The organism is Virgibacillus salexigens (genome assembly GCF_014905415.1).
Classification (GTDB): Bacteria; Bacillota; Bacilli; order Bacillales; family Amphibacillaceae; genus Virgibacillus; species Virgibacillus salexigens.
Window position 1 is genome coordinate 1 of record NZ_BNEO01000136.1, and the last position, 305, is coordinate 305.

1 protein-coding gene is annotated in these 305 nt (G+C 28.5%); it reads left to right on the forward strand.

Annotated elements, in window-relative coordinates:
* The first annotated feature begins 94 nt into the window (after positions 1-94).
* Entirely contained in the window at positions 95-232 is a 138-nt protein-coding gene (locus JKP73_RS22575; RefSeq protein ID WP_021214958.1) for a lactococcin family bacteriocin, read from the forward strand.
* Positions 233-305 lie beyond the last annotated feature (73 nt).

Genomic DNA, 305 nt, shown 5'->3' on the forward strand with positions numbered 1-305 from the left:
ATTTAAGGGCTTCATTTGTAATTGTGCGAAAATTCTTGCATTTATGTTTTTTTCGGAGTATACTGACATTATTAAAATATAAGGAGATTTACAAATGAAAAATCAATTGAATTTTGAAGTTGTTTCAGACGAAGAACTTATGACAATTAATGGTGGTCAAAACATGAGTATGACTGATGGTGGATTTGAATGGGTTTATGCTGGTGGGAAACCATGGTTTCGTATCGTATAAAATAGGTTAGTTAAATGATGGATGATTCGTTTAAAAATTATTGGATGAATAAACTAAAATATTTTAGTTTATT